Origin of the sequence: Streptomyces fradiae, from assembly GCF_041270065.1 — a bacterium.
Taxonomy (GTDB): Bacteria; Actinomycetota; Actinomycetes; order Streptomycetales; family Streptomycetaceae; genus Streptomyces.
In genome coordinates this window covers 1427738-1450592 of the sequence record NZ_CP065958.1, presented here as the reverse complement: position 1 = coordinate 1450592, position 22855 = coordinate 1427738, and the positions used below count along the sequence as shown (strand labels likewise).

Genomic DNA, 22855 nt, shown 5'->3' with positions numbered 1-22855 from the left:
ACGGGACCGGGGTCAGCGTTCGAGTTCCGCCTCGGCCGCGGCGAGCGCCGCGAACTCCTCCTCGGGCGCCTTCGCCACCAGGTGGTGGCGACTGTAGAACGCGAAGTAGGCGAGCGCGATCACGTACACCGCGAGGGCGATGAAGGCCGCGTCCTTGTCCACCAGGAAGGTCGCCACCAGCGCCGAGAGGGCGAGGACGAGGGCGACCGAGGAGGTCAGCACGCCGCCCGGGGTGCGGTACGGGCGGGCGAGGCCGGGCTCGCGGCGGCGCAGCACGATGTGGGACAGCGCCATCAGGGCGTACGAGATGGTGGCGCCGAAGACCGCGATGTTCAGCATCCGGGCGCCGTTGCCGGTGCCCGCGGCGAGCGCGAAGCCGATCGCGCCCGGGATCAGCAGACCCAGGTACGGCGACTTGCGGCGGCTGGTGAGCGACAGGAAGCGGGGCAGATAGCCGGCCCGGGACAGCGCGAACAGCTGGCGCGAGCCCGCGTAGATGAGCGAGAAGAAGGAGGCCACCAGGCCCGCGAGACCCGCGTAGTTCACGAAGCGGCTGAGCGTCGTCGGCTCCCCGTCCCCCTGCAGCGCCACCACCAGCGGATTGCCCGCCTCCTGGACGGCGGCCGCGCCGCGCGCCCCGGTCGCCGCGAAGAAGGTCACCACGGCGAGGAGCACGAGGATGCCCATGGAGAGGGAGAGGGCCCGCGGCATCGACCGCACCGGGTCCTTGGCCTCCTCGGCGGCCAGCGGCACGCCCTCGACGCCCAGGAAGAACCACATGCCGAAGGGGAACGCGGCCCAGATGCCGAGCAGCCCGAACGGCAGCCAGGAGTTCGAGCCGGTCGCCGTCTTGTCGACGGGGATGTCGTTCAGGCCGGAGACATGGAAGTCGCTGAGCGCGCCGAGTGCGAAGACCAGCAGCGCGGCCACCGCGATCGCGGTGACGATCAGGCTGAAACGCAGCGCCTCGCCGACGCCCCAGAGGTGGATGCCGATGAAGAGCGCGAAGCAGACCAGATAGACCGGCCAGCCCGACTCCAGGCCGAACAGGCCGAGGGACTCCACGTAGTCGCCGATGAAGATGGAGATCGCGGCGGGCGCGAGGACGTACTCGATGAGGATCGCGGTGCCGGTGAGGAAGCCGCCCCAGGTGCCGAGCGCGCGCCGGGCGAAGCCGTAGCCGCCGCCCGCGGTGGGCAGGATCGCGGACAGCTCGGCGAGCGAGAAGACCAGACAGGCGTACATCGCGCCCATCAGGACCGTCGCGACGGCGAGCCCGCCGAAGCCGCCCTTGGACAGGCCGATGTTCCAGCCGGAGAAGTCGCCGGAGACGACGTACGCGACGCCGAGCCCGGTCAGGAGCAGCCAGCCCGCGCTGCCGCGGCGCAGGGTGCGCCGCTCCAGATAGTCGTCCTTCGCTTGAGTGGTGCTCCCGGTGGTGTCTTCCAGCGTCATGGCAGCGTCAGCTCCCCGCAACGAGCCCAATGGATTGGTGCCATACCTTTGCGGCCGTCGGGCGGAGAGCGCAAGTCCCGTGCGTTACTTTCCGGTTACGCGCGCGGGCCCGGCCCGGGCTCCGGCCCCGTCACGTCAGGAAGCCGCGCAGCAGCGCCGCCGTGCCCGCGCAGTGCTCCCGCATCACCTCGCGCGCCGCGTCCGCGTCACCCTCCAGGACCGCCTCCACCAGCGCCTCGTGCTGGTGCTGCGAGTGCTCCAGATTGCGTACGAGCAGCGGGATGCAGTCGAGCAGGTCGTTGACGGTCGCCCGGACCGCCGCGTACTGCGCCGTCAGGGTCGGCGAGCCGGACAGCTCGGCGAGCGTGAGGTGGAGCAGGGTGTCCTGCCGCCGGTAGTCGCCGAGCGGCGCGTCATGGGTCGCCGCGAGCGCCGCCCGCAGCCGCTCCGCGCCCTCCGGGGCCAGGCCGTGGGCGGCGCAGAGGCCGGCCGCGCCGGTCTCCAGGACCTCGCGGAAGCGCAGCGTGTCCTCCACGTCGACGGCCGCGATCCGGCGCCGCAATTCGGCCTCGTCGGCGGTCTGCGGGCGCTGGAGCACGAACGTGCCGCCGTACCGCCCGCGCCGGCTCTCCACCAGGCCCTGCTCCTGCAGCACCTTCAGGACCTCCCGCAGGGTGACCCGGCTGATCCCCATCCGGTCGGCGAGCTCCCGCTCGGCCGGAAGCCGCTCCCCGCCCGGCACCAGGCCGAGCCGCACCACCTGCAGGATCTGCTCCAGGGCCTCCTCGAACCCGTTGCCCGCGCGCACCGGGCGCAGCACGGGCGTCAACCGGTCCGCCGATTCACTCGTACTGGCCACCTCGCCGTTTCCCCTTCCCAAGCAATGGTTCTTCGCAATACCTTATGGCTCCCGGCAGGCCGAAGGAGGAGTATTCCCGTGGCAGACCGCACACCCCCGCTCTCCGTCGACGAGCTCCGCTCGCTCGTCGCGAGCGGCGAGATCGACACCGTCGTCCTGGCCTTCCCCGACATGCAGGGCAGACTCCAGGGCAAGCGGTTCGCCGCACCGTTCTTCCTCGACGAGGTGCTCGACCACGGCACCGAGGGCTGCAACTATCTTCTGGCCGTCGACACCGAGATGAACACCGTCGACGGCTACGAGATGTCCTCCTGGGACCGCGGCTACGGCGACTTCGCCATGCGCCCCGACCTCTCCACCCTGCGCCGCCTCCCCTGGAACGAGGCCACCGCCATGGTGACCGCCGACCTCGCCTGGGAGGACGGCACCCCCGTCGTCGCGGCCCCGCGCCAGATCCTGCGCCGCCAGCTCGACCGCCTCGCCGCCCACGGCTACACCGCCCACGTCGGCACCGAGCTCGAGTTCATCGTCTTCCGGGACACCTACGAGCAGGCCTGGGACGCCGGCTACCGGGGCCTGACCCCCGCGAACCAGTACAACATCGACTACTCGGTCCTCGGCACCGGCCGGATCGAGCCGCTGCTGCGCCGCATCCGCAACGAGATGGCCGGCGCCGGCCTCACCGTCGAGTCCGCCAAGGGCGAGTGCAACCCCGGCCAGCACGAGATCGCCTTCAAGTACGCCGAGGCGCTCGTCACCTGCGACCAGCACGCCGTCTACAAGACCGGCGCCAAGGAGATCGCCGCCCAGGAGGGCTGCTCGCTCACCTTCATGGCGAAGTACAACGAGCGCGAGGGCAACTCCTGCCACATCCACCTGTCGCTGCAGAACGCCGACGGCGTGAACGTGATGGCCGGCGACGGGCCGGACGGCATGTCCGACGTCATGCGGCACTTCCTCGCGGGGCAGCTGGCCGCGCTCCGGGACTTCTCCCTCCTCTACGCGCCCAACATCAACTCGTACAAGCGCTTCCAGCCCGGCTCCTTCGCCCCCACCGCCGTCGCCTGGGGCCGCGACAACCGCACCTGCGCCCTGCGCACCGTCGGCCACGGCCGCTCCACCCGCTTCGAGAACCGCCTCCCCGGCGGCGACGTCAACCCCTACCTCGCCGTCGCCGGACTCGTCGCCGCCGGCCTGTACGGCATCGAGCAGGGCCTCGAACTCCCGCCCGCCTGCACCGGCAACGCCTACGCCGCCGACTACGCGCACGTCCCCACCACCCTGCGCGAGGCCGCCGAGCTCTGGGAGAACAGCGAGATCGCCAAGGCCGCCTTCGGCGCCGAGGTCGTCGCCCACTACCGCAACATGGCGCGCGTCGAGCTCGACGCGTACGACGCCGCCGTCACCGACTGGGAACTGCGCCGCTCCTTCGAACGCATGTGAGGACCACCCCCTTGGAACGCACCGAGCTCCAGGTACTGAACCCGGCGACCGAGGAGGTCATCGCCACCGTCCCGGCCGCCACCGCGGCCGACGTCGACGCCGCCGTCGTACGGGCCACGGCCGCCCAGACGTCCTGGGCCGCCGCCGCGCCCGCCGACCGGGCCCGGATCCTGCGCCGCTTCGCCGCCGTCGTCGACGCCCACGCCGAGGAACTCGCCCTCCTGGAGGTCCGCGAGGCCGGCCACACCCTCGGCAACGCCCGCTGGGAGGCCGGCAACGTCCGCGATCTCCTCGACTACGCCGCCGGGGGAGTGGAACGCCTCAACGGGCGCCAGATCCCCGTCCCCGGCGGACTCGACATCACCATCCTCGAACCCCTCGGTGTGATCGGCGTCATCGCGCCCTGGAACTTCCCGATGCCGATCGCCGCCTGGGCCACCGCCCCGGCCCTCGCCGCCGGCAACGCCGTCCTCCTCAAGCCCGCCGAGACCACCCCGCTGACCGCGCTCCGGCTCGCCGAACTCGCCCTGGAGGCCGGACTGCCGGAAGGCCTCTTCCAGGTGCTCCCCGGCGAGGGCCCGGTGGCCGGCACCGCCCTCGTCGACCACCCCGGCGTCGCCAAGATCGTCTTCACCGGCTCCACCCGGGTCGGCAAGGGCATCATGGCGAGGGCCGCGGACCAGGTGAAGCGGGTCACCCTCGAACTCGGCGGCAAGAGCCCCAACATCGTCTTCGCCGACGCCGACCTGGCAGCCGCGGCGGCCGCCACACCGATGTCCTTCCTCGACAACAGCGGCCAGGACTGCTGCGCCCGCACCCGGATCCTGGTGCAGCGCAGTGTGTACGACCGCTTCCTGGAGCTCCTCACCCCGGCGATCCAGGAGATCGTCGTCGGCGACCCCCTCGACGAGCGCACCCAGATGGGCCCGCTCATCTCCCGCGCCCAGCTGGAGCGGGTCCGCTCGTACGTGCCCGACACGCTGCCCGGCATCCGCGGCAAGGCCCCCGAGGGCCCCGGCTTCTGGTTCCCGCCCACCGTCCTCACCGGCCTGCCCGAGGACGCGCCCTGCGCCGTCGAGGAGGTCTTCGGACCCGTCGCCGTCGTCCTGCCCTTCGAGGACGAGGCCGACGCGATCCGGCTCGCCAACGCCACCCCGTACGGACTGTCCGGCTCCATCTGGACCCGCGACGTCGGACGCGCGCTGCGCGCCTCCCGCGCCGTCCGGGCCGGCAACCTCTCCGTCAACTCCCACTCCAGCGTCCGCTACTGGACCCCCTTCGGCGGCTTCGGCCAGTCCGGCCTCGGCCGCGAACTGGGCCCCGACGCCCTGACAGCCTTCACCGAAACCAAGAACGTCTTCATCAGCACGGAGGCCTGAGCATCCATGACCGACACCACCGAAGAGATCATCTGTCGCCGGCTCGTGGGCCGCACCGCCGTCATCACCGGCGCCGGCAGCGGCATCGGCCTCGCCACCGCCCGCCGGCTCGCCTCCGAGGGCGCCCACGTGGTCTGCGGCGACATCGACGAGCGGGCCGGCAAGGCCGCCGCCGAAGAGGTGGGCGGCACCTTCGTGAAGGTCGACGTCACCGACCCGGAGGAGGTCGAGAACCTCTTCAAGGTCGCCTTCGACACCTACGGCTCCGTCGACATCGCCTTCAACAACGCCGGCATCTCCCCGCCCGACGACGACTCCATCCTGGAGACCGGTCTGGAGGCCTGGAAGCGCGTCCAGGACGTCAACCTCACCTCGGTCTACCTGTGCTGCAAGGCCGCCCTGCCGTACATGCGGCGCCAGGGCCGGGGCTCCATCATCAACACCGCGTCCTTCGTCGCCATCATGGGCGCGGCCACCAGCCAGATCTCCTACACCGCCTCCAAGGGCGGCGTGCTCGCCATGTCCCGCGAGCTCGGCGTGCAGTTCGCCCGCGAGGGCATCCGGGTCAACGCGCTCTGCCCGGGGCCGGTCAACACGCCGCTGCTCCAGGAGCTCTTCGCCAAGGACCCCGAGCGGGCCGCGCGCCGCCTGGTGCACATCCCGGTCGGCCGCTTCGCCGAGGCCGAGGAGATCGCCGCCGCGGTCGCCTTCCTCGCGAGCGACGACTCCTCGTTCATCAACGCCACCGACTTCCTCGTCGACGGCGGCATCTCCGGCGCGTACGTGACCCCGCTCTAGTCGGCACTCCGGGTCAGAGGAAGGTCTGCCCCTCGCCCCGGTACGTCGGGACGGCGGCCGTCACCCGGTCGCCGTCCACCAGGTGCAGCGTGTCGAAGCGCTCGCACAGCTCGCCGGCCTTCGCATGGCGGAACCACACCTTGTCGCCGATGCGCAGGTCGTCGGCCGGGGAGCCGAGCAGCGGCGTCTGCACCTCGCCCGGACCCTCCTGCGGGTCGTAGCGCAGACCCTCCGGGAGGTACGGGACGGGGAGCCGGTCCGGGCCCGCGACACCCGACGCGGGATAGCCGCCGCCGAGCACCGTCACCACACCCACACCGGGCCGGCGCACCACCGGCTGCGCGAACAGCGCCGCCGGCCGGCCGGTGAACGAGGTGTAGTTGTCGAAGAGGCGCGGCACATAGAGCCCCGAGCCCGCCGCGATCTCCGTCACCGCGTCCTCGGCCGCCGTGTGCTGCACACTGCCGGTGCCGCCGCCGTTCACGAACTCCAGGTCCGGCGCCACCGCGCGCACCGCCCGCACCACCGCGGCCCGGCGGGCCGCCAACTCCTTGCGGGCCGCCGACTGCATCAGCCGGATCGCCCGCGAGCGCAGCGGCCGGCCCGCGACCGCGTCGCCGACACCCGCCACATGCCCCTCGTACGCCATGATCCCGACCAGCCGGAAGCCGGGCCGGCGCACCACCGAGCGGGCCAGCTCGGCCAGCTGGGCGGGCTCGCGCAGCGGCGAGCGCCGGGCCCCGACCCGTACCCGCCCGCCGAGCAGACGCAGCGCGGTGTCCAGCTCCAGACAGACCCGCACCTCCTCGGTCCCGCCCGCACGCGAGGCCTCGATCAGATCGAGCTGGGCCACGTCGTCCACCATCACGGTCACCGCGGCCGCCAGCTTCGCGTCCCCCGCGAGCTCCGCGAACCCGGCCCGGTCGGCCGACGGATAGGCGAGCAGCACGTCCTCGAACCCGGCCCGCGCCAGCCACAGGGACTCCGCCAGCGTGAACGACATCACGCCCGCGAAACCCTCCCGGGCGAGCACCCGCTCGAGCAGCGCCCGGCACCGGACCGACTTGCTCGCGACCCGGATCGGCTTCCCGCCGGCCCGGCGGACCAGATCGTCGGCGTTGGCGTCGAAGGCCTCCAGATCGACAAGGGCGACAGGCGCGTCGAGATGGGCGGTGGCCCGGTCGTACCGGGCACGGTCGGCGGCACGGGGAGTCATGGGCCGAGCTTGCCAGACGGGTTTACGCGTGGGTAGCCCCTGCGTTCCCGCACCACCCGGAACAGCCCGTAGAGTGACGCCCATTGCTTTCGCGGAACGACCAGGGGGACGGGGATGACGACCGAGCCGCAGCGCCCCGTGTCCCGCATCACCGAAGCCCTCCTGCCCCCGGAGCCCGGTTCCGCGGTGCCCGCGGCCAAGGCCCCGGGCCGGAGTGCCGCCGCCCCCGAGCCGAAGACGCCGCCCCGGCCCGCCCCGGCCCGCCCCCGCTCCGTCTCCCAGCCGCTCCCGCCGGAGCGCCCGGCGCCCGCCGCACCCGGGGTGCCGGGAGCACCGGCCGAGACCCCGGTGGAGACGACGACCCGGCTCCGCCCGGTACGGGACCACCGCGCCGCCGCACCGTCCGGCGCCGCCCACGGCCCGGGCCCACGCCTGCCCCAGGCACCCGTGCCCGGCCGCGCCCCGGAGCCCGCCTCGCGACCGGTCCCCGGTTCCCGCACGCCCCACACATACGCAGAAGCCTCCGCCCCGAGTCCGGCGGCCCCCGCGCACGCCCCGCGCCCGGCCCCCATGCCCCCGTACGCGTACGACCCCTGGGCCCTCGGCGGCGAGGCGCCCGCCGAGACCACCACCCGGCTGCGGCCCATCCGGGACCGCGACCCGCGCCGCACCGTGGCCGCCGCCGTGTGCGGCGTGCTCGCCCTCGGACTCGTCGGCGGCGCCCTGGCCGGCGCGGTGCTCGCCGGCAGCGGCGCGGGCGAGCCCGCCGAACCGCGCGGCTACGAAGAGGCCCGCGCCCTCTGGCACGACGCCCCCGTCGACACCCTCTTCCCGCAGACCCTCGCCGGACCCTCCGCCGGACCCGGCGGCGCCACCCGCACCTGGACCCGGATCGTCGTCGCCCCCGACGCGCCCTGCGGCCCCACCAGCCTGCCCGGCGCCCTGAACACCGCGCTCACCGCCGTCGGCTGCGAACGCGTGCTGCGAGCCACCTACACCGACGCCACGTCCTCCCGCGTCATCACCGTCGCCCTGGTCTTCACCGGGGCCGACCCCGCCACCATGCGCACCCTCGGCTCCCGCGCCGTCGACGAACCCGGGCCCGCGCTCGCCGCCCCCGGCACCGTCGCCGCCGGCTTCGGCGCCGCGCAGCGCGGCAGCTGGTGGCGGCACATCCTGCCCGACCTGCCCGTCGTCGTCACCGCCGTCTCCGGCTTCGCCGACGGCCGCGCCGTCGCCGTGCCCGAGCCCGCCGACCGGGCCATGTCCGGCAAGCGGGACACCCCCGTGGCCCAGGCCGGCCTCGGCCACGAGGCCAAGGGCGTCGCCGACGCCGTCGAACGCGCCCTGCGCGGAACCGTCGCCGCCACCCTCGACCGGGAGGACCAGGGGTGACCCCGCGCCCGCGCCGTACCGCCGCCGCCGTCTCCGCGCTGCTCGCCGCCGCCTTCACCGTGCTCCCGGCGACGGCCACGCCCGCGTACGCCGACACCATCCGCGCCCGCCAGTGGGGCCTGGAGGCCCTGCACACCGGCAAGGCCTGGCAGACCACCCGCGGCACCGGCATCACCGTCGCCGTCCTCGACACCGGCGTCGACGCCACCCACCCCGACCTGGCCGGCTCCGTGCTGCCCGGCACCGACCTGGTCGGCTTCGGCGCCGAGCGCGGCGACCGCGCCTGGGCCCGGCACGGCACCGCGATGGCCGGGATCATCGCCGGGCACGGCCACGGCCCCGGCGGCCAGGACGGCGTCCTCGGCATCGCGCCCAAGGTCAAGATCCTGCCCGTCCGGGTCATCCTCGAAGGCACCGACAAGGCCCGCGACAAGGCCCGCAAGACCCGCGGCACCGCGCTCGCCGAGGGCATCCGCTGGGCCGCAGACCACGGCGCCGACGTCATCAACCTCTCCCTCGGCGACGACTCCGAGTCCGCCCACCCCGACGCGGGCGAGGACGCCGCCGTGCAGTACGCCCTCGGCAAGGGCGTCTCCGTCGTCGCCTCCGCCGGCAACGGCGGCGAGAAGGGCGACCACATCTCGTACCCCGCCGCCTACCCGGGCGTCATCGCCGTCGCCGCCGTGGACCGCTACGGCACCCACGCCTCCTTCTCCACCAGCCGCTGGTACGCCACGGTCAGCGCCCCCGGCGTCGACATCGTCATCGCCGACCCCGACCGCCGCTACTACGAGGGCTGGGGCACCAGCGCGGCCGCCGCCTTCGTCTCCGGCGCCGTCGCCCTCGTCCGGGCCGCCCACCCCGACCTGACGCCCGCGCAGATCCAGCGGCTGCTCGTCGACACCGCCCGCAGCCGCCCCAAGGGCGGGCGCAGCGACGACAAGGGGTACGGCACGGTCGACCCGGCCGCCGCGATCGAGGCCGGGAAGAAGCTGAAGGGCGCCGACCCCAAGGCCGCCGTCGCCGGCTTCACCGGCCGCTACTTCGGCCCCGGGCCGCAGCCCGTCCCCGAGGAGTCCCACCCCGTCGGCCTGCTCGCCCCGCTGGCGGGCGGCGCCGGCGTGCTGCTGCTCGCCGCGGCGGCCGTGCTGTGGCGGGGCGCGCGGCGCTGACGGAGGGTCGCTCACGGCCGGTCGCTCACGGGGGCCGTTCGGCCCGGGTCCGCCGGTCCCGCGGGCGGCGGTTAGGCTCGGCACGTGGCGCTCAAGAACATCCCCGACCCCGGTTTCTCCGACGACGACGGCACCGCCGACCCGGCGCTCGCCGCGGCCCTCGCGGCCTGGGCGGAGGACAGAACGGCCCACGGGCCGGTCCTGGAGGCGCTGCGCGGCGCCCGGCTGCTCGTCCCCGTCGTCGCCGTTCTCGGAGAGGTCGAGGTGGACCCCGAGACGGGGCTCAAGCAGGAGAAGACCAGCGACATGGCCGTGCCGACGCTGACCGCGGGGGACCGGCGGGCGCTGCCCGCGTTCACCTCGATCGCCTCGCTGGCCCTCTGGGACCCGGCCGCCCGGCCCGTCGCCGTCCCGCTGCACCAGGCGCTCGCCGCGCTCGTCCACGAGAAGGCCGACACGCTGGTCCTGGACATGGCGGGCCCGGTGCCGTACCAGGTGGCCGGCTCCGCACTGCTCGCCCTCGCCGAGGGCCGCACCAGCACCGACCCCCTGGACGACCCCGCGGTACGGGACGCGGTCCGCGCCGCCGTCGCCGCCGAGCCCGCCGTCCTCCGCGCCCACCTGGGCCCCGGCACCGCCGACGGCACCCTCGCCCTCGTCCTGTCCGAGGACGCGCCCCCGGCGGAGGCCGCCCAGCGCGTGGCCCGCGCCCTCGCCGCCGACGAAACCCTGAGGGCCCGCCTGGTCCACGGCCTCGACCTGGCCCTCCTGCCGGCCACGGCCACGCCTCCGGGCGAGCCCTTCTACGTACGCGACTGATCGGGGGGTACGGGTGCGGGGGCGGCAGCCCTGGGACCCGTACCCGTACCGGTGGCGCTGCCTGCGGCCCTAGGGGCCAGGCCGCGCGCCCGGCCCCTTCCGGGCCTAGCCGTACACCGGCCCCGTGGCTGCCTTCTCCCGGGGGACGACCCCCGTACCCCCGCGGCCCTATGGGCCAGGCAGCGCGCCCGGCCCCTTCCCGGCCTAGCCGTACACCGGCCCCGTGGCTGCCTTCTCCCGGGGGACGACCCCCGTACCCCCGCGGCCCTGCGGGCCCGGCCTAGCCGTAAACCGGCCCCGTGTACTTCTCGCCCGGGCCCTGGCCCGGCTCGTCCGGGACGAAGGAGGCCTCGCGGAAGGCGAGCTGGAGGGACTTCAGGCCGTCGCGGAGCGGGGCGGCGTGGAAGGAGGAGATCTCCGTGACGCCGGCGTCGAGCAGGCCCGCGAGGGCGTGGATCAGTTTGCGGGCCTCGTCGAGGTCCTTGTGCTCGTCGCCCTCCTCGGTGAGCCCGAGCTTCACCGCCGCGGCGCTCATCAGGTTGACGGCGACCGTGACGATCACCTCGACCGCCGGCACCTCCGCGATGTCGCGGGTCATGGCTGCGAAGTCGGGGGTCTCGGCGGATTCCGGGGACTCGTTCTGGGGCGTCTCGCTCATGCCCCCAACCCTAAGGGGGCGCGCGGTTCGCGCCGACCGCCGGGTCCTGCTAACCTTGTGTGACGACCGGCTGGACACCTGCGTGTCCGGCCCACAAGTGGAGGCTCCGATCTCCCACCTGGCCGCTCTCCGGGGCGGCGGGTCACCGGTCAGGTGGCGCCCATCGTTCCGTACGGACGATGGAGCCGCCCGATGTGCGCCCCGCGATGGCTTCGCGTCGGTGCTCCGGTTTCTTTGGAGCCCCGCCTGTGTCCCGTCCCGGGGCATTTTTCATGCACCGGATCGGTTGGTCTCGACAGTTCTACCGTGACGTGCCCGTCCGCCAGGCGGTCGCGTGGTGCAACCGAGGAGGATCCATCAGCGCCGAGCCCCGCATCAACGAGCGGATTCGCGTTCCCGAGGTGCGTCTTGTCGGCCCCAGCGGCGAGCAGGTGGGCATCGTCCCCCTTGCCAAGGCCCTGGAGCTCGCGCAGGAGTACGACCTCGATCTGGTTGAGGTCGCGGCGAACGCCCGTCCGCCCGTGTGCAAGCTCATGGACTACGGGAAGTTCAAGTACGAGTCGGCCATGAAGGCCCGTGAGGCGCGCAAGAACCAGGCGCACACGGTCATCAAGGAGATGAAGCTCCGGCCGAAGATCGACCCGCACGACTATGACACCAAGAAGGGTCACGTCGTCCGGTTCCTCAAGCAGGGCGACAAGGTCAAGATCACGATCATGTTCCGTGGTCGTGAGCAGTCCCGGCCCGAGCTCGGTTACCGACTGCTGCAGCGCCTCGCGGAGGACGTTCAGGAGCTTGGCTTCATCGAGTCCAACCCGAAGCAGGACGGCCGGAACATGATCATGGTTCTCGGTCCTCACAAGAAGAAGACCGAGGCCATGGCCGAGGCCCGCGAGGCCCAGGCCGCGCGCAAGGCCGAGCGCCAGGGCGGTTCGTCCGAGGCGCCCGCCGCCGCGGAGGCCCCGGCCGAGGAGGCTTCGGCCGACACGTCGGCCGAGAACGCCGAGGCGTGATCCCGAGGGGCTGCCACCCGGCAGCCCCGGGGCTCCGCCCGGAACCACCACACGAAGAATTGACGCTCCCGGATGCCCGGTGCCCGCACCGGGGGGAGCGCCACTGACGAGGAGAGAACGGCGCCATGCCGAAGAACAAGACGCACTCCGGTGCCAAGAAGCGCTTCAAGGTCACCGGCTCCGGCAAGATCCTGCGGGAGCGCGCCGGCAAGCGCCACCTGCTCGAGCACAAGTCGTCCAAGCTGACCCGTCGCCTCACCGGCAACGCGGAGATGGCCCCGGGTGACGCCGCCAAGATCAAGAAGTTGCTGGGCATCTGATCTGATCTCCCGCCCTCGGCACTGACGAGGGCATCCGGCACAGACCGGGACCCATCCGATTTCCGGGTCGTGTGAAGACACCACGGCCCCGCTACAAGGAGTAAAGAAGTGGCACGCGTCAAGCGGGCAGTCAACGCCCACAAGAAGCGCCGGGCGATCCTCGAGCAGGCCTCCGGCTACCGCGGTCAGCGTTCGCGCCTGTACCGCAAGGCCAAGGAGCAGGTCACCCACTCGCTGGTCTACAACTACAACGACCGCAAGAAGCGCAAGGGCGACTTCCGTCAGCTGTGGATCCAGCGCATCAACGCCGCTGCCCGCCTGAACGGCATGACGTACAACCGCCTCATCCAGGGTCTGAAGGCCGCCAACATCGAGGTGGACCGCAAGATCCTCGCCGAGCTGGCCGTCAACGACTCCAACGCGTTCGCCGCGCTGGTCGAGGTCGCGCAGAAGGCCCTCCCGGCCGACGTCAACGCCCCGAAGGCCGCCGCCTGATCTTCCAGGCCGCAGTACTTCTGCCCGGACCCGCAGGCCTCGCGCCTGCGGGTCCGGCGCGTTGACCGCCCCCTCCACCGTTCGCTTCCGCTTCCGTCCGACGAGTCAGAGAGCCGCAGGCACATGTCCACCCCCGAGCTGATCTCCCCGCGTTCGCCGCGCGTCGTCGCCGCCCGGAGGCTCGCCAAGCGCAATTTCCGGGGCAAGGACCGCCTCTTCATCGCCGAGGGCCCGCAGGCCGTCCGCGAGGCCGTCGAGCACCGCGGTGCCTCCGGAGAGCCCACCCTCGTCGAGCTCTTCTCCACCGTCGAGGCCGCCGAGCGCTACGCGCCGATCGTCGACGCCGCCCGCGCCTCCGGCGCCCGCGTGCACCTCGCCTCCGACGCCGTCCTCGCCGAGGTCTCGCAGACCGTCACCCCGCAGGGCCTCGTCGGCGTCTGCCGCTTCCTCGACTCGCCGTTCGAGGACATCCTCGCCGCCCGGCCCAAGCTGGTCGCCGTCCTCGCGCACGTCCGCGACCCCGGGAACGCCGGCACCGTGCTGCGCTGCGCCGACGCCGCCGGCGCCGACGCGGTGATCCTCACCGACGCGTCCGTGGACCTCTACAACCCGAAGTCCGTGCGCGCCTCCGTCGGCTCCCTCTTCCACCTCCCGGTCGCCGTCGGCGTCCCGGTCGAGCAGGCCGTCGCCGGCCTCAAGGACGCCGGCGTGCGGATCCTCGCCGCCGACGGGGCCGGCGAGGACGACCTGGACGCCGAGCTGGACGCCGGCACCATGGGCGGCCCGACCGCCTGGGTCTTCGGCAACGAGGCCTGGGGACTCCCGGAGGAGACCCGGGCGCTCGCCGACGCCGTCGTCCGCGTCCCGATCCACGGCAAGGCCGAGAGCCTCAACCTGGCGACCGCCGCCGCCGTGTGCCTCTACGCCTCGGCGCGCGCCCAGCGCACCCGCACCCCTCGCACCACCGGCTGACACCCCAATCCGCCACGCCACCACTCCACCTGACGGCCTTTCGCCTAGTAGGGTGACGCTCTCGGGGCCCACTGCGGTACACGGAGGGGTGGGATTACGGGGATGACGGTCGGCACGGGCAGTCCCGCACAGGCACGGAGCGCCGCGCCGCACGCGCCCGAACCCCCGCCCGCGCCCGACCCCGCCGCGCCCCCGGCCGTCCTTGAACCGTCCCCGGCCGTCCCCGAGCCGCGCCCCGCACCCGAGGCCGGCACCCCGGCCCCCGCCTCGTACCGGAATCCGGGCACCCCGACCCGTACGGACCAGGGATCCGGATCCCGTACGGACCAGAGCCCGGGCGCGGCCCCCGGACCCGGCCCCGGCCCCGATCTCGGGCTCGACCCCGACGACCTGCCCGACGGGCTCGTCGTCGCCGACGAGACCGGGCGGATCATCTGCTTCAACGCCGCCGCCGGCCGGATCACCGCCGTGCCGCCCGCCGGTGCGCTCGGCCGGCCGCTGGACGAGGCGCTGCCCCTGGAGGACCTCAAGGGCAGCCGCTGGTGGCCCCTGACCGACCCGTACGGGGGCCTGGACACCCGGCGGGGGCAGCCCGAGCGGAACCTGCTGCTGCCCGGCGGGCGGGAGGTCCTCGTCTCCGCCCGCTATGTCCGCGCGCACCCCGGCGGCCCCGTGCGCCGGGTCGTCGTCTCCCTGCGCGGCACCGAGGCCCGGCGGCGCACCGAGCGCAGCCACGCCGAGCTGATCGCGACCGTCGCGCACGAGCTGCGCTCGCCGCTGACCTCCGTGAAGGGCTTCACCGCCACCCTGCTCGACAAGTGGGAGCGGTTCACGGACGACCAGAAGCGGCTGATGCTGGAGACCGTCGACGCCGACGCCGGCCGGATCAAGCGCCTGATCGCCGAGCTCCTGGACATCTCCCGGATCGACTCCGGGCGTCTGGAGGTGCGCCGGCAGACCGTGGACATCGCGGCGGCCGTCGGCCGGCACGTCCACGCGTACGTCACCGGCGGTCAGTCCCCGGACCGCTTCTTCGTACGGGTGCGGCCCGGCCTGCCCGAGCTGTGGGCCGACCCCGACAAGATCGACCAGATCCTCGGCAACCTGCTGGAAAATGCGGTGCGCCACGGCGAGGGAACCGTCACCATCGAGGTGGCACCCACCACGGCCACCAGCGACGGAGAGAAGGGGACGGAGGTCACCGTGAGCGACGAGGGCCCCGGCATCCCCGAGGAGTCGATGGGCCGTGTCTTCACCCGCTTCTGGCGGGGCAGCAAGCGCGGCGGCACCGGGCTCGGCCTCTACATCGTCAAGGGCGTCGTCGAGGCCCACGGCGGGACGATCACCGTCGGACGCGGTCCCCGTGGCGGGGCCGAGTTCCGATTTATCCTGCCCGTCGGCACCCCGGCACACCTCCTCTGACGTCTCACCCAGCGAGACCGTCCCGACTCAGGAGCCGTCCGGCCCGCCCACGGGCTCATTCGCGTCCCACCACCCCGTTAGACTCGTCCTTTGGCACGTTTGCGCCCTTGACGTCGAGCTCGGGGGTCGCCCAGCCAAGCCAACGGAAGCACGGGAAGAGATGTCGGCACCCAATAAGTCGTACGACCCGGTCGAGGTCGAGGCCTTGAAACCGGAAGAGATCGAGCGCATGCGGGACGAGGCGGTCGCCGCCTTCGCCGCCGCAGGCGACCTCGACGCGCTCGCCCACGCGAAGACGGCGCACACCGGCGGCACCTCGCCGCTGGCGCTCGCCAACCGCGAGATCGGCGCCCTGCCCCCGCAGGCCAAGGCCGCCGCCGGCAAGCTCGTGGGCCAGGCCCGCGGCGCCGTCTCCAAGGCCCTGGCCGCCCGCCAGGCCGAGCTGGAGGCCGAGCGCGACGCCCGGGTCCTCGTCGAGGAGGCCGTCGACGTCACCCTGCCGTACGACCGTGTCCCGGCCGGTGCCCGCCACCCGCTGACCACGCTCATGGAGCGCGTCGCCGACGTGTTCGTCTCCATGGGCTACGAGGTCGCCGAGGGCCCCGAGGTCGAGGCCGAGTGGTTCAACTTCGACGCGCTGAACTTCGTGCCGGACCACCCGGCGCGCCAGATGCAGGACACCTTCTTCGTCCAGGGCCCCGAGGGCACCACGGGCGACGAGTCCGGCGTCGTGCTGCGCACCCACACCTCGCCGGTGCAGGCCCGCACCCTCATCGACTGGGAGCCCCCGGTCTACGTGGTGTGCCCCGGCCGCGTCTACCGCACCGACGAGCTCGACGCGACCCACACCCCGGTCTTCCACCAGATCGAGCTGCTGGCCGTCGACGAGGGCCTGACCATGGCCGACCTCAAGGGCACCCTGGACCACATGGTCCAGGCGCTCTTCGGACCCGACATGAAGACCCGGCTCCGCCCGAACTTCTTCCCCTTCACCGAGCCGTCCGCCGAGATGGACATGCTCTGCTACGTCTGCCGCGGCGAGTCCGTCGGCAACCCCGACCGCCCCTGCCGCACCTGCGGCAGCGAGGGCTGGATCGAGCTCGGCGGCTGCGGCATGGTCAACCCGAAGGTGCTGGTCGCCACCGGTGTGGACCCCGAGAAGTACAGCGGATTCGCCTTCGGGTTCGGCATCGAGCGGATGCTGATGTTCCGCCACAACGTCGAAGACATGCGAGACATGGTCGAGGGTGACGTCCGGTTCACCCGGCCGTTCGGGATGGAGATCTGATGCGGGTCCCGCTTTCCTGGCTGCGGGAGTACGTCGACCTGCCGGCGACCGTGACCGGCCGTGACGTACAGGCCAAGCTCATTTCGGCCGGCCTCGAGGTCGAGACCGTCGAACAGCTCGGCGCCGGCCTCACCGGCCCGCTGGTGGTCGGCAAGGTCCTCACCATCGAGGAACTGACCGAGTTCAAGAAGCCGATCCGCTTCTGCACCGTCGACGTCGGTCAGGCCAACGGCACCGGCGAGCCGCAGGAGATCATCTGCGGCGCCCGGAACTTCGCCGAGGGCGACAAGGTCGTCGTGGCCCTGCCCGGCGCCGTGCTGCCCGGCGACTTCCGGATCGCCGAGCGCAAGACGTACGGCAGGGTCTCGCGCGGCATGATCTGCTCGGGCGACGAGCTCGGCATGGGCGACGACGGCACGCACGGCATCATCGTGCTGCCGCCGGAGTACGAGGTCGGCACCGACGCCACGGTCCTCCTGGAGCTGTTCGACGAGGTCCTCGACATCGCCGTCACCCCGGACCGCGGCTACTGCCTCTCGATCCGCGGCGTCGCCCGCGAGACCGCCATCGCGTACGGCCTGCCGCTGCGCGACCCGGCGCTGCTCGACGTGCCCGCGCCCAACGCGTACGGCTACCCGGTCCAGATCGCCGACCCGATCGGCTGCGACCGCTTCACCGCGCGCACGGTCGTGGGCGTGGCTCCCGAGGCCCGCACCCCGATCTGGATGCAGCGCCGCCTGCAGAAGGCCGGCATGCGCTCGGTCTCGCTGGCCGTGGACATCACCAACTACGTGATGCTGGAGCTGGGCACCCCGCTCCACGCCTACGACCGCACCCGGCTCGACGGCCCCATCGGGGTCCGCCGCGCCGCCGAGGGCGAGACGATCACCACGCTCGACGGCGCCAAGCGCGTCCTCGACTCCGGCGACCTGGTGATCACCGACAACAGCGGCCCGATCGCGCTCGCCGGTGTCATGGGCGGCGCCCACACGGAGATCGCCGACCCGGAGACCGACCCCGAGACCGGCGTCGTCACGGGCACCACCGAGGTCGTCATCGAGGCCGCGCACTTCGACCCGATCACCATCGCCCGGACCTCGCGCCGCCACAAGCTGTCGACCGAGGGCTCCAAGCGCTGGGAGCGGGGCGTCGACCCGAAGGCCCCGAGCGCGGCCGCGCAGCGCTGCGTCGACCTGCTGGTGCTGCTCGCGGGCGGCACGGCCGAGACCGGCGTCACCGAGGTGGTCGCCCCGTCCGCGCCGCACACCATCACCATGCCGGCGCACCACCCGGACAAGGTCGCGGGCGTCGACTACGGCCGTGAGACCGTCGTCCGCCGCCTGCAGGAGATCGGCTGCGACGTCTACGGGCAGGACGAGCTCGTCGTCACCGTCCCGTCGTGGCGTCCCGACCTGTACGTGCCGAACGACCTCGCCGAGGAGGTCATCCGCCTGGAGGGTTACGAGAACCTGCCCTCCACGCTGCCGAAGCCCCCGGCCGGCCGCGGCCTCACCGAGCGCCAGCGCGTCCACCGCCGGGTGGGCCGCACGCTGGCCGGCGCCGGCTACGTCGAGGCGCTGAACTACCCGTTCATCGGCGAGCAGGTCTTCGACCAGCTCGGCCTGGACGCGGACGACGCCCGCCGCCGGGTGGTCAAGCTGGTCAACCCGCTGTCCGACGAGGAGCCCGCGCTCCGTACGACGCTGCTGCCGGGCCTGCTCGGCGCGCTGCGCCGCAACGACGGGCGCGGCAGCCACGACCTGGCGCTGTTCGAGACGGGTCTGGTCTTCCGTCCCACCGAGGGGCAGCCGGCCGTGGCCGTCCGCCTGGGTGTCGACGGGCGTCCCTCCGACGAGGACATCGCCCGCGTCAACGCCGCGCTGCCCGCGCAGCCGCGCCGCGCCGCGGTCGTCCTGGCCGGCTCCCGCGAGCAGGCCGGCTGGTGGGGCAAGGGCCGCCCGGCCGACTGGGCCGACGCGATCCAGGCCGCGCGCCTGATCGCCACTGAGTCCGGCACGGAGCTGCTGATCGCCGCCGACCAGCACGCCCCGTGGCACCCGGGCCGCTGCGCCTCCTTCCACGTCGTCATCGACGGCGAGAAGGTCCTGGCCGGCCACGCCGGCGAGCTCCACCCCCGCGTGGTCAAGGCCCTCGGCCTCCCGGCCCGCACCTGCGCGATGGAGCTGGACCTCGACATCCTGGAGCGCGCGAGCGAGGGCCCCCTGAAGGCCCCGAGCATCTCGGCCTTCCCGGTCGCCACCCAGGACGTCGCCCTGGTCGTCGACCAGGACGTCCCCGCCGCCACGGTCGAGCACCACCTGGCCGCCGGGGCGGGCGAACTCCTGGAGTCCATCCGCCTGTTCGACGTCTACACCGGCGACCAGATCGGCCCCGGCAAGAAGTCCCTGGCCTACGCCCTCCGCTTCCGCGCCCCCGACCGCACCCTGACGGTCGACGAGGCCACCGCGGCCCGCGACGCCGCGGTCGCCACGGCGTCGGAGCACACGGGCGCGGTGCTGCGCGGCGCCTGACGGTTCAGGAGCACTTGACAAGGGGCCCTGCCCGGGGCGAACACCCGGGGCAGGGCCCCTTTCGTGCGCCCGCCCTGTGCCGTACGCCCGTACTTCCGTACGGGACACCCGTCGGGGTTACTCACTCCTTCGGGTGAGATCTCCGGGGGAGGGTGTCCCCGGTGCGGTGGGGGTCGCGAGAATCGACGCGGTCACAGGGGCGGGCCTGTGTGCCGCAGGGTCTTCGGGCGCTGGCGGGCCTCGGGAAGGGCCGTGGATGTTCCGTGACTGGGGAGTGGTCGGCGAGGGCTCCCGGCTGAGGCGGAGTGGTCCGCTGGTGGCTCCGGTGGTGTGGGGCGGGCTGGCCGTGGCGTGGCGGTTGTGGTGTCCGCTGGCCCGCGAGCCGGGGCTGCCGATGCGGGTGGCCACCAGTGTGGTGTTCCTGACCGTCGGGATCGGGCTGCTGCTCGGGGCGCGGGGCGGGCTCGTGCGGGAGCTGGCGCGGGTGCGGGCCGTGGCCGAGGCCGCGCAGCAGGTGCTGCTGCGGCCGCCGGCGGCGCGGATCGACGGACTCGCGGTCGCGGCGGGGCAGTTGTCGGCCGCGCGGGGCGCGGTGGTGGGCGGGGATCTGTACGAGGCGGTGGCCACGCCGTACGGGGTGCGGATCGTGATCGGGGACGTGCGCGGGCACGGGCTCGCCGCGCTCGGCACGGTGGTCGCGCTGCTCGGGAGCTTCCGTGAGGCGGCCCACGACGAGGCCGAACTCGCGGACGTGCTGCGGAGGTTGGAGCGGGCGCTCGGCCGGCATCTGTGCGAGCGGGCCCGCGAGGAGCACCCGGTGGCCGAGGAGTTCGTGACCCTGCTGCTCCTGGAGATCGGGCCCGACGGGGAGCTCCGGGTCCTGGACTGCGGGCACCCCGGCCCGTACCGGATCGGCGGCCGGTGCGTCGAGCCCGTACCCGTCGGCGATCCGCTGCCCCCGCTCGGCTCGTTCCCGCTGCCCGCCGACCTCGTGCCGTACACCGCGCCCCGGCTGCTGCCCGGCGAGACCCTGGTGCTGCACACCGACGGCGCCGAGGAGGCCCGGGACCACCGGGGCCGGTTCTTCCCGCTGCCCGCGGTGCTCGCCGGCGCGGCCCGGGAGGCCCCGGCGGAGCTCGTACGACAGGTGCACACCGCCCTGCTGCGGCACACGGGCGGCCGGCTCGCCGACGACGTGGCCCTTCTCGTCGTCCGCAACGACCGGGTACGGGTACCGGCGCAGCCCGCCGAACCCGGGCTGCGCCGTACCCGGCCCACGCCCTCCCCTCATTGAGAGGGGCCGGGGTGGCCGGCGCCGCCCGCGCTGCCACGGAGTGTCGGGCAGATCAGCAGCACGGACGGCGCGCGGACCGGGCGACCGCACTGTACGAGGGGGAGCCGGCGGCCCGGTCCTCGCCCTTCGGCGAGGGAGCCAAGTCAACCCGTACCGGGGCGACTTCGACAGCGTGCACGGAAGGGAACAACGAGTACTTCATTCACACCCCGTGCGAAAGCGGCCCGTACCGGGGCGTGTTCCGCCGGACAGGCCCTAGTCTGAGCGCACCGAATCACCGGAGCGGTCCCATGCACCCCAACACCCTCCTCGACGCGATGCTCGCCGAAGCGGGCATCTCCCACGCCGGCTTCGCCGCCCGGGTGAACCAGGCGGGCCGCGCCCGTGGGCTCGCCCTGCGCTACGAACACACCGCCGTGGCCCGCTGGTTGAAGGGCCAGCGCCCGCGCGGCCAGGTGCCCGACCTGATCTGCGAGGTGCTCGCCGGGCGGCTGCAGCGCGCCGTCACCCTCGACGACATCGGCCTCGGCGTACCCGGCGCGGTCCTGCCCGCGCCCGGCTCCCCGCTCGCCGGTTTCGTCGAGCGGGCCACCGCCCTCTGGCGTTCCGACGAGCAGCGCCGCCCGCACGTCATAGGGGCGCCCGCCGTGACCGGGAACCCCGCGGTGATGCCGGTGTGGGAGTGGGAGAACCCGCCGGAGGACGCCGATGTCTCGCGGGCCGGCCGCACCCGCGTCTCGGCCGCCGATGTGTCGATGCTGGCGGCGGCGCGGGCGCACTACGAGCAGATGTATCGCAAGGCCGGCGGCATGGCCACCCGCGCCCGGATCGTCGGCTTCCTCACCACCGAGACCGCGCCGCTGCTGCGCGGCGGTTACGGCGACGCGCTCGGCCGGCAGCTGCACCGGGCGACCGGCGGTCTGGTGGCGGTGGCCGGGATCTGCGCGTACGACTCCGACGCCCAGGGTCTGGCCCAGCGCTACTTCCACCAGGCGCTGCGGCTCGCCAAGGCGAGCGGCGACCGCGGGCTCGGCGCCTATGTGGTGGCGCTGCTCGTCAACCAGTGCCTGTTCATGGGGGAGTACCGGCAGGCGGTGGCCTTCGCGGAGGCGGCGCTTCGCTCGGCGCGCCACGAGATCACGCCGGCGCTCGCCGCCGATCTGACGGCGATGCAGGCGAAGGCGTACGCGCATCTCGGCGACGGCGCGGCGGCGCTCGCCCGGATCCGGCGGGCGGAGGCCGAGGCGGAGCGGATCAGCCCGGGCAGCGAGCCGGCCGAGACCGGTTATGTGCAGCCGGGCCTGGTCAACGTGCAGGTGGCGGAGGCCCTGCTCAGTCTGGGCGAACTGGCCGCGGCCCATGAGCACGCGGCCGCCGCCGTCGGCACCCCGGCCCACGACCGGGGCCGGGTGCACCGGCTCGCGATGCTCTGTCAGATCGAGCTGCGGCAGGGCGAGCCGGACCGCGCCGCGGACACGGCGGTGGAGATGACCGAGCGGGCCCGGGGGATGGAGTCGCGGCGGCTGCGGGAACGGCTGCTGCTCGTCCGCGAACAGTTGCTCGCGAGCGGGGGAGCGGATGCGCGCCGGGCGGCCGAGATCGTCGACAGTGCGCTGCGCGTGCCCCTGTGAGCGTGTCCTTGCGACCGGGTCGCACCTGCGATATTGCCACCAAGTAATCACCGACCTGTCGAAGGCTGTCGGAAGGTGGCAAAAACGTGCAATGGACGAAACTGAACGAACAGCCCGTGTATGAGAACCGCTGGTTCCGGGTCAACCTCGCGGACGTCGAACTCCCCGACGGCCGCCGCCTCGACCACTATCTGATCCGGCTGCGCCCGGTCGCCGCCGCGACCGCCGTCAACGCCGCCGACGAGGTCCTGCTGCTCTGGCGCCACCGCTTCATCACCGACAGCTGGGGCTGGGAGCTCGCGGCCGGGGTCGTCGAGGACGGCGAGGACCTCGCGGCCGCCGCCGCCCGCGAGATGGAGGAGGAGACCGGCTGGCGCCCCGGGCCGCTGCGCCCGCTGCTCACCGTCGAGCCCTCCAACGGCCTCTCCGACGCCCGCCACCACCTCTACTGGAGCGAGGAGGCCACCTGGACCGGTCCGCCGCAGGACGCCTTCGAGTCCTCACGCCTGGAATGGGTGCCGCTCAAGCTCGTGCCCGACATGATCGCCCGCGGCGAGGTCCCGGCCGCCGGCATGGCCGCCGGGCTGCTGCTCCTGCACCACCTGCGGCTGGGGTGAGCCCGGCCGAGGCAGGGGCGGGCCCGGCCGAGGCCGGGACGAGCCCGCGAAAAAACGCCGGACGGCCCGTACCTGTGC

The 22855-nt window shown here is 73.6% G+C and carries 20 protein-coding genes; 16 read left to right on the top strand and 4 right to left on the bottom strand.

Going from position 1 to position 22855, the window contains the following annotated elements:
* Positions 1-12: 12 nt before the first annotated feature.
* Together eat and JAO84_RS06425 are read right to left on the bottom strand one after the other, a co-directional pair.
* On the bottom strand, positions 13-1455 hold the full coding sequence (gene eat, locus JAO84_RS06430; RefSeq protein ID WP_370411217.1) for an ethanolamine permease: 1443 nt from the start codon (positions 1453-1455) through the stop codon (positions 13-15).
* Between the two features lie 130 nt (positions 1456-1585).
* The gene (locus JAO84_RS06425) at positions 1586-2314 is read right to left on the bottom strand and encodes a FadR/GntR family transcriptional regulator (protein ID WP_370411215.1); all 729 of its coding nucleotides are present in this window, start codon (positions 2312-2314) and stop codon (positions 1586-1588) included.
* 78 nt (positions 2315-2392) lie between these two features.
* Here JAO84_RS06425 and JAO84_RS06420 point away from each other — a divergent pair, with 78 nt between their 5' ends.
* The 3 genes from JAO84_RS06420 to JAO84_RS06410 are packed head-to-tail and all read left to right on the top strand — an operon-like array spanning position 2393 to position 5934.
* Positions 2393-3757: a glutamine synthetase family protein gene (locus tag JAO84_RS06420; RefSeq protein WP_265865484.1), complete on the top strand. Its 1365-nt coding sequence runs from the start codon at positions 2393-2395 to the stop codon at positions 3755-3757.
* An 11-nt stretch (positions 3758-3768) separates the two neighbouring features.
* Positions 3769-5136, top strand: a complete 1368-nt coding sequence (locus JAO84_RS06415; RefSeq protein ID WP_370411212.1) for an aldehyde dehydrogenase — start codon at positions 3769-3771, stop codon at positions 5134-5136.
* A gap of 6 nt (positions 5137-5142) precedes the next feature.
* Entirely contained in the window at positions 5143-5934 is a 792-nt protein-coding gene (locus JAO84_RS06410; protein WP_265865483.1) for a 3-oxoacyl-ACP reductase, read from the top strand.
* 13 nt (positions 5935-5947) lie between these two features.
* Here JAO84_RS06410 and JAO84_RS06405 read toward each other — a convergent pair whose 3' ends face one another.
* A complete protein-coding gene (locus tag JAO84_RS06405; protein WP_370411211.1) occupies positions 5948-7150 on the bottom strand; it encodes an amino acid deaminase/aldolase in 1203 nt (400 codons plus the stop codon).
* Between the two features lie 114 nt (positions 7151-7264).
* On the opposite strand from JAO84_RS06405, the gene JAO84_RS06400 reads away from it, so the two are divergent.
* The 3 genes from JAO84_RS06400 (at position 7265) to JAO84_RS06390 (ending at position 10536) form a co-directional block, all read left to right on the top strand.
* Entirely contained in the window at positions 7265-8545 is a 1281-nt protein-coding gene (locus JAO84_RS06400; protein WP_370411209.1) for a hypothetical protein, read from the top strand.
* Complete coding sequence (mycP, locus tag JAO84_RS06395) at positions 8542-9717, top strand: type VII secretion-associated serine protease mycosin (RefSeq protein ID WP_370411207.1); 1176 nt, start codon at positions 8542-8544, stop codon at positions 9715-9717. Before JAO84_RS06400 ends, mycP begins: the two co-directional genes overlap by 4 nt.
* Before the next feature lie 84 nt (positions 9718-9801).
* The gene (locus JAO84_RS06390; protein ID WP_370411205.1) at positions 9802-10536 is read left to right on the top strand and encodes an SseB family protein; all 735 of its coding nucleotides are present in this window, start codon (positions 9802-9804) and stop codon (positions 10534-10536) included.
* Positions 10537-10816: 280 nt separating this feature from the next.
* Here JAO84_RS06390 and JAO84_RS06385 read toward each other — a convergent pair whose 3' ends face one another.
* A complete protein-coding gene (locus tag JAO84_RS06385; protein WP_370411203.1) occupies positions 10817-11194 on the bottom strand; it encodes a DUF1844 domain-containing protein in 378 nt (125 codons plus the stop codon).
* Positions 11195-11466: 272 nt separating this feature from the next.
* Here JAO84_RS06385 and infC point away from each other — a divergent pair, with 272 nt between their 5' ends.
* The 10 genes from infC to JAO84_RS06335 all read left to right on the top strand — a co-directional run bounded on the left by infC (position 11467) and on the right by JAO84_RS06335 (position 22777).
* Entirely contained in the window at positions 11467-12207 is a 741-nt protein-coding gene (gene infC, locus JAO84_RS06380) for a translation initiation factor IF-3 (protein ID WP_265865678.1), read from the top strand.
* A gap of 125 nt (positions 12208-12332) precedes the next feature.
* Positions 12333-12527 carry a 50S ribosomal protein L35 gene (gene rpmI / locus JAO84_RS06375; protein WP_370411201.1) on the top strand — a complete coding sequence of 65 codons (195 nt, stop codon included), beginning with the start codon at positions 12333-12335 and terminating at the stop codon, positions 12525-12527.
* 108 nt (positions 12528-12635) lie between these two features.
* Positions 12636-13022 (top strand): 50S ribosomal protein L20, encoded by a 387-nt coding sequence (gene rplT / locus JAO84_RS06370; protein WP_225799578.1) that lies wholly within the window; start codon positions 12636-12638, stop codon positions 13020-13022.
* A gap of 123 nt (positions 13023-13145) precedes the next feature.
* Positions 13146-13994: a TrmH family RNA methyltransferase gene (locus JAO84_RS06365; protein ID WP_370411199.1), complete on the top strand. Its 849-nt coding sequence runs from the start codon at positions 13146-13148 to the stop codon at positions 13992-13994.
* A 102-nt stretch (positions 13995-14096) separates the two neighbouring features.
* Entirely contained in the window at positions 14097-15416 is a 1320-nt protein-coding gene (locus JAO84_RS06360; RefSeq protein WP_370411197.1) for an ATP-binding protein, read from the top strand.
* A gap of 160 nt (positions 15417-15576) precedes the next feature.
* Positions 15577-16704, top strand: coding sequence for a phenylalanine--tRNA ligase subunit alpha (gene pheS / locus JAO84_RS06355; protein ID WP_370411195.1), 1128 nt, complete (start codon positions 15577-15579; stop codon positions 16702-16704).
* Positions 16704-19235 (top strand): phenylalanine--tRNA ligase subunit beta, encoded by a 2532-nt coding sequence (gene pheT, locus JAO84_RS06350; protein ID WP_370411193.1) that lies wholly within the window; start codon positions 16704-16706, stop codon positions 19233-19235. The genes pheS and pheT overlap by 1 nt, the downstream gene beginning before the upstream one ends.
* Positions 19236-19491: 256 nt before the next feature.
* On the top strand, positions 19492-20529 hold the full coding sequence (locus JAO84_RS06345; protein ID WP_370411191.1) for a PP2C family protein-serine/threonine phosphatase: 1038 nt from the start codon (positions 19492-19494) through the stop codon (positions 20527-20529).
* A 290-nt stretch (positions 20530-20819) separates the two neighbouring features.
* Positions 20820-22160, top strand: coding sequence for a transcriptional regulator (locus JAO84_RS06340; protein ID WP_265865472.1), 1341 nt, complete (start codon positions 20820-20822; stop codon positions 22158-22160).
* An 86-nt stretch (positions 22161-22246) separates the two neighbouring features.
* A complete protein-coding gene (locus JAO84_RS06335; protein ID WP_265865471.1) occupies positions 22247-22777 on the top strand; it encodes an NUDIX domain-containing protein in 531 nt (176 codons plus the stop codon).
* The last annotated feature ends 78 nt before the right edge of the window (positions 22778-22855 follow it).